This is a genomic window from Pelotomaculum isophthalicicum JI, assembly GCF_029478095.1.
Classification (GTDB): Bacteria; Bacillota; Desulfotomaculia; order Desulfotomaculales; family Pelotomaculaceae; genus Pelotomaculum_D; species Pelotomaculum_D isophthalicicum.
Genome location: NZ_JAKOAV010000028.1, coordinates 38,378 through 44,634 on the forward strand (window position 1 = coordinate 38,378; position 6,257 = coordinate 44,634).

Sequence of the window (6,257 nt, forward strand, 5' to 3'; positions counted from 1 at the left end):
CAAACCATGCTTTTTTATTTTCTTGTATAAGAAGTGCGGGTATTATATACTATCATTTGCAGGGTTTTTGATAGCTCCATGGAAAAATGAGGTGATTATTACGGGCGGAGATGAAATAAAAAAATGGCGCAATCTGGCGCTGGCGGTTACCGTACTGGGCATAATAGTGTTTTCACTGCCGTGGATTCCAAGCAAATTGAAATTCTTTTCAGCTGTACCGCTATATATTATTTTTGTCTATGTCTACTATCGATATATTTGTTTAAAAAAAAGAGCTGCTTCCGGTAATGGCAATTCTTTGAATAAAGGAAGTAATGGTAAAGAGGGCGTGAAAAAAATAGATTGCTCCAAAGACGGAAGGTCCCAAAAAAGGAACCGCTGACAAAAAAACTTATTTAAATATTACTATCGGTTTCTTTTCATGCCACGAAGTATTCGGGTCGCGGAGTTTTTTTGCATAATAATAACAGTTGACCAGACGCCGGGTGTCCATGCCTTCAAGTATACGGCTTGAATAACCCCAGCTTAACAGTTGCTTTTCAATTTTATAGAGCTGATACGGCAACATATTTATCACCGCCTTAGATTTTTAAATATCATAAAACAAAACCACCACCTTTTGCATGAGTGATATTTCCTAAATTAAACAGGACCATAGTCTGAAGTTGGTTATTTTCTTTATTATTGTTACCGGTTACGGTAAGGGACTTTAACACCCTGGTACTTTTTAGCGCCTTTTTCGGATTTCCTGGATTTAACATCTGTATCCATTATTGCTTTACCTTTATAGTGCTCAGTTGTTAGTTTTTCTTCCCTTTTTCTCTTCTCGTTGGCGTAGCAGCTTATTAAACTCCAGGGTTTCATATTCTCGACCAAATGGGATGGATAACCCCAACGAATAAGTTGCTTCTCAATTCTTTCCAATGTAATCGGCAACATTATAAAACCCCCTCTTGAGTAAAAAAAAGGATTATTCGATCTTAGTTTACATCTTTAAGGATTTTGATAAAAGATTTATTTTAAATATTTTATAGATTTAATATTTATTGTTCGATTGAGGTTTGTTATATTTTATCCTGGTTGGGATATCTTATTGAACAGAGGTGAGATTTTATGTCCCAACTAAAATTCCGGCGACTACCAAAACATATTGGAATTATACCTGATGGAAACAGAAGATGGGCTGTACAGAATGGATTGCCAAAAGAGGCCGGGTATGAAAAAGGATTGGAACCTGGCTTGAGACTTTATGAGATATGTAAAAGCATTGGAATAAAAGAATTAACTTTTTACGGTTTTACTCAGGATAACACAAAGCGTCCGTCAGTTCAGCGAATAGCCTTTCAGCAGGCGTGTATTAAAGCCGTTAATATGTTTGTTAACAAAGATGGATCTTTGTTGGTCATCGGAGATTTTTACTCACCGTTATTCCCTCCGGAACTAATTCCGTACACCAAAAGACGCACATTTGGAAATGATGCTATTCGTATAAACTTTTTAGTAAACTATGGATGGAAATGGGACTTAAATCATCTGACAAACTATGATTCCACAAGTGATAACATTTCAACAAGAAATTTTTTGGAATCGATAGCCTCAGCCGATATATCACGTGTTGATTTAATCATCAGATGGGGGGGCCGGAGGAGACTCAGCGGATTTCTACCTGTTCAATCAATATATGCTGATTTTTATGTTGTGGATGAATTATGGCCAGATTTCAGACCTGAACATTTATACGATGCCTTGAATTGGTATGAAACACAGGACATAACACTGGGCGGTTAAATAATTATGCTTTGATAATATATAATACCCCGGAATTGTAAAAAGTAATATATAATATATTAGTTAATTACTATTAAGAACGCTTACTTATTAATGAAACAGTTGTTATGAAGGAAGCCGGAAGAGAGAGGAGGAAAAAATGAACATGGAAAGTGGTATGGAACGGTTAGGGAATGATTCATTTGCCCGGCACCTTGGGATAAAATTAACTGATATGAAGCCCGGATACGCACAGGCAATGATGGAAGTAAAACCGGAATTGTTGAATGGTGTGAATATAACCCACGGTGGTGCGATTTTTAGCCTCGTGGACATCGTAATTGCCGCGGCAAGTAACGCCCATGGTCCAGTTGCTTTGGCCTTGAATGCTAATATTCATTTCATAAAAGCTACAAAAGAAGGAGCTATTCTCACTGCTACCGCCAGGGAAGAGAGTTTAACCAAAAAGACCGGAATATATCGAGTTGAAGTAAAAGATGAGCATAATAATTTAATTTCATTAGCGGAAGGATTGGCTTATCGCCCATCGGTAAAATAGAATTTACCGCAGTATGCTTTAGTAACTTATACGCCTCCAGGTAGGTAAACCTGAAGGCGTATTAATAGTTTGCTTTTACCTATAATACTATTTGGAGCCCTTGTCTTTGTCTTTGTCTTTTAAAGACCGGTTAATATTATCCTCGCACGTCATATCTTCGCAACTTTCGCAGGTTATATCCGAGCTGATTTCATTTAGAGCATCATCTGAAGCTCTATTTTTTTTTGAAAATGGACATTTTGTCATCTGTATTCCTCCTCACTAGATTTGAATGCCGAAATATCGATGAGCGAATTTTTGATTTGTCGGTTCATTCACCTCCTGATTTTATTTTGACCAATAATAAAAAACAAAAACAAGGAAGATGATGGATATTTATAATTAGCGAGAGAAAATGGGAAAAATCTGTCAAGGAGTAGCACTTCTTTAAATAAATTTATATATTATATAAAGAGGTGTTTGAATTGAACCCTTGGGAAGGCAAACATATCTGGATTTGGGAGTTAGAGCTATGCGGCGCGCCTCAGAATGTGGTGAATAAGGCGGTGGCTCTTGACCTGGCGGGACTACTGATAAAAGGCTGGGACGGGTCCAATTACTGGCCGCAAATTGAGTCCATAGTTGAAAAGGCGCATAATGCTGGTTTGATAATTGGCGCTTGGGGTTATTCCTATGGAACTAATCCGTCTGGCGAAGCTGAAGCTGCGAGAAGATGCTTAGCTGCCGGTGCTGATTGGCTGGTTATTGACGCGGAGGCTGAATATGAACAGTATCCAAGCCGTGCACAGGCTGTTTTAAAAGCATTCAGGTTGCTTGGCGCTCCGCTAGGCTACTCCAGCTTCGGGATACCCAGTTACCACACCGGTTTCCCATGGCAAATTTTTTCAGAAGCATGTGCCGTGGCTATACCGCAAGTTTATTGGGGAGATTTTGGAATGACGGTTGACAGGGCGCTCTCCAGTTCATTAAATGGCTTGATGACTTATGGGCTGCCCGTTGCTCCAGCCGGCCAGTTGTATGATAACGTGACTGCTGACGCTATTATTCGTTTCGCTGACATTTGCAAAAATGCCGGATTGCCTGGGATCAGTTATTGGAGTTGGCAACATGCTGATGAAACAAAACTAGCCGCCGTTGGTTCGGCAGTGTATGAAAAAGGGAGGAATAACGTGAGTGATTGGGCTAAGGCTTCCTGGGATAAGGCAAAGTTAAAAGGCATCATGGACGGAACCGATCCACAGGGGACTGTAACGCGGGAGATGCTGGCGGTAGTCCTAGACAGGTGTGGTTTGTTGGACGCTGTTAAGGTGTCACAGAAAGTAGTGGATACACTAAAACAGCAGGATTGACAACTGTTGATACCCGGTCCGCGCATGACCGGCAAATATGCTTATCAACAATAAGCACATTTGTTATTTATCACATATTGATCTTGCTCCTTCTTGTTTTCGGTGTGGGCTTCTGCGGCGGATGTATTTAACAAATAGATTAACCAATAAGTGAAAAACCAGGGATATACTGTGTCCCTGGTTTTTCACTTATTGGTTAATACGTTGCAATTGGAATCAGTCAACACTAATTAATTACCAGATAATTGCAACAATGATTAAGTTAAATATATTGCTCCAAAATTAGCTATATAGAAATTTCTTCTTAAAAATAGTAAGCGTATTAATATAAATGAATATTGATAATATTTCAAATATTGTTATAATATTAGTTACCATCTTCAACCTCTTTATTATATGACCTCCCCTATTCTTTTCACCTAGCCACCTGACGAGGGTGGTTTTTTCTTGCATAATATTTCCACATCTATACCTTGCAAATTCAATTAAAGACATAATATAATTCTAGATCATGAAATATTAAAAGCCGCCTGGAGAGAAAGGCGGCATGTGGGTGCGGGCTGAGGTGGTTATCATGAGCCACACACTTATCTATTAATACGTTGATTATGCACATTTTCGGGGGGTGGGGTCGCTAAAAAATAAAAAATGCCCTACCAAAAGAGGCAGGGCTTTGCCAGGAGACTTAGAGTTGTTTGTTAATATACCCCATATTTCAAATAAAATACCTGTTAACGATAAGAAAATCACCTGTTTGGCGGATCAAAAAAAATTCCGCTTGGGTTGAATATTTTTCTTCAATTATTTAATCACTCACTGGTGATTCATTAAGAAAGTGTCGATATTATTAAAAATGATAAATTAAGGAGGTTATTCCGTGCAAATCTCGCCAGTAGGTTCCAGCGGTTATTCAATCCCGAATAAGCAAAGTTCCACAAACGCGAAAAACAGTTTTGATGAATACGTTTCACAAGCTCAAAATACAGCAGAAGCCAACGAAATTAAAAAGGCAGGATTACTGAAGTCGCTGTTTCGTCACAGCAACGGTAATGTCATTACCATCAATGATCTGAAGGCAGAACTTAAGGAAGATAAAGAATCATTTTTATCAAGAACAAATAAACTTTTTTCTGATAACGGTATTGACACATCTAAAGAAATCAGCCTGAGTACAGATACAAACGGGAAGATCATTGTAACCAATGATCATCCCGATAAGGCAAAAATCGAAAAAATATTTGAGGAAGAATCTGATTTAGCTAATTTATTTAGAAAAATTAGCGGTTTGGACAGTTTAGTGAGGCATAGTGATGTCGCTATAGCATTTCAAAAAGCATACTCAAAGGATCCCATAGCAGCTGTTGCACAGTATGCCTACCTTTTTAACAGCACCGATTCTACATTATTCAATATGGTGATTGGTGGCAAAGAAAAATAAAAATATGACATGGCATTCCACCCAGGGGTCTGAACCATTTAAAGCGAGACAAGAACCCGGCCCGGTAACGGACCGGGTTTTACAAGAGGAGGTCTTTAGAACAAAAGGAGCAGCTGTTAATATAACGTATGCTGTTTGATTAATTTGGGTACATAGCCATCCGTTAACATTTTTGTCATTAGAATGCTTTGTCAAATACACCGGTGCTTTATTGTTCTGGCGGTTATGATTTTAGACACCGGCTAGGGAGTAACACCGGCCGGTTTTGTACAACAAAATCTTTTTGCTTGCAGGAAAACCCCATCACGGTGTTTAATAACCCTATACCCGACAAATATGGGAGGACTTCACCCATGCCTGATAATAAAGAATTGGTAAATATGCTCCGCGCCGTCATTCAGGAGGAGTTAAAGCCCATCAATGAACGGCTTGATCGTGTAGAACAAGGCCAGCAAGAAACCAACAAGCGCCTTACCCCCATTGAAGCCGCAGTCAATGATTTAAAGGCCATCAACCGTAGGTCACACAAGGAAGCATTTAGTCAACTCAATGCCATTTGGGATGATGTCAAACGCATCGAAAACCGCCTTGATGTTCAAGAGAAAAAGTCAATTCGTTAAGCACCCGGCCACTTTATTTGCAACTTTATCCATTTCCATTATGCAATAAACACATACATTATTGTCAGGGAGCAAAGTCGGCGTGGTTTGCTTCGGGAATTGTTCCATTTGGCAATTTTGCCGTTTGGAACGATTCAATGTTTTTACCTTTTTGCCAAAAATTAAAAACGCCGCAAAATTTTGCGGCGTCTAACTTTCTTTGGCCTCCCAGACAGGATTCGAACCTGTGACCTACGGATTAGAAGTCCGTTGCTCTATCCGGCTGAGCTACTGGGAGAAGTTTTTTTCTTTGCATATTTAATAATAGTCATTTGTTAATCAGGTGTCAAGTTTGTTCAGCGATAAGGTTATAGGTAGTGAAGTGAAGATTAATGTGGGACACAATATTGAATTGATCCGGGTCTTTGACACTTGCGACCTATATAGAAATCTCTACAAGCCTTGAAAATAGGGCTTTTTTTATTGGAAAAATGTCAAATTCCCTCCGATAAATAGTGCGTAATTTTGCGTAATGTGTTATAATA

General features: G+C 39.0%; 8 protein-coding genes and 1 tRNA gene. 6 read left to right on the forward strand and 3 right to left on the reverse strand.

The annotated features are described in order from the left end of the window. The first annotated feature begins 67 nt into the window (after positions 1-67). Positions 68-382 carry a hypothetical protein gene (locus tag L7E55_RS13415; protein ID WP_277444798.1) on the forward strand — a complete coding sequence of 105 codons (315 nt, stop codon included), beginning with the start codon at positions 68-70 and terminating at the stop codon, positions 380-382. A 9-nt stretch (positions 383-391) separates the two neighbouring features. Here L7E55_RS13415 and L7E55_RS13420 read toward each other — a convergent pair whose 3' ends face one another. Both L7E55_RS13420 and L7E55_RS13425 read right to left on the reverse strand, forming a co-directional pair. Beyond that, positions 392-568 (reverse strand): hypothetical protein, encoded by a 177-nt coding sequence (locus L7E55_RS13420; RefSeq protein WP_277444799.1) that lies wholly within the window; start codon positions 566-568, stop codon positions 392-394. A 119-nt stretch (positions 569-687) separates the two neighbouring features. After that, positions 688-939, reverse strand: coding sequence for a hypothetical protein (locus tag L7E55_RS13425; protein ID WP_277444800.1), 252 nt, complete (start codon positions 937-939; stop codon positions 688-690). Positions 940-1,113: 174 nt separating this feature from the next. On the opposite strand from L7E55_RS13425, the gene uppS reads away from it, so the two are divergent. The 5 genes from uppS to L7E55_RS13450 all read left to right on the forward strand — a co-directional run bounded on the left by uppS (position 1,114) and on the right by L7E55_RS13450 (position 5,733). Next, positions 1,114-1,788: a polyprenyl diphosphate synthase gene (gene uppS, locus L7E55_RS13430; protein WP_277444801.1), complete on the forward strand. Its 675-nt coding sequence runs from the start codon at positions 1,114-1,116 to the stop codon at positions 1,786-1,788. A 145-nt stretch (positions 1,789-1,933) separates the two neighbouring features. Further along, on the forward strand, positions 1,934-2,326 hold the full coding sequence (locus L7E55_RS13435; RefSeq protein ID WP_277444803.1) for a PaaI family thioesterase: 393 nt from the start codon (positions 1,934-1,936) through the stop codon (positions 2,324-2,326). A 464-nt stretch (positions 2,327-2,790) separates the two neighbouring features. Further along, a complete protein-coding gene (locus L7E55_RS13440; RefSeq protein ID WP_277444804.1) occupies positions 2,791-3,675 on the forward strand; it encodes a hypothetical protein in 885 nt (294 codons plus the stop codon). 877 nt (positions 3,676-4,552) lie between these two features. After that, the gene (locus L7E55_RS13445; protein ID WP_277444805.1) at positions 4,553-5,113 is read left to right on the forward strand and encodes a hypothetical protein; all 561 of its coding nucleotides are present in this window, start codon (positions 4,553-4,555) and stop codon (positions 5,111-5,113) included. 353 nt (positions 5,114-5,466) lie between these two features. Beyond that, positions 5,467-5,733, forward strand: a complete 267-nt coding sequence (locus tag L7E55_RS13450) for a hypothetical protein (protein WP_277444807.1) — start codon at positions 5,467-5,469, stop codon at positions 5,731-5,733. A gap of 200 nt (positions 5,734-5,933) precedes the next feature. Here the strand turns inward: L7E55_RS13450 and L7E55_RS13455 are convergent. Then, positions 5,934-6,010, reverse strand: a tRNA-Arg gene (locus tag L7E55_RS13455). Between the last annotated feature and the right edge of the window lie 247 nt (positions 6,011-6,257).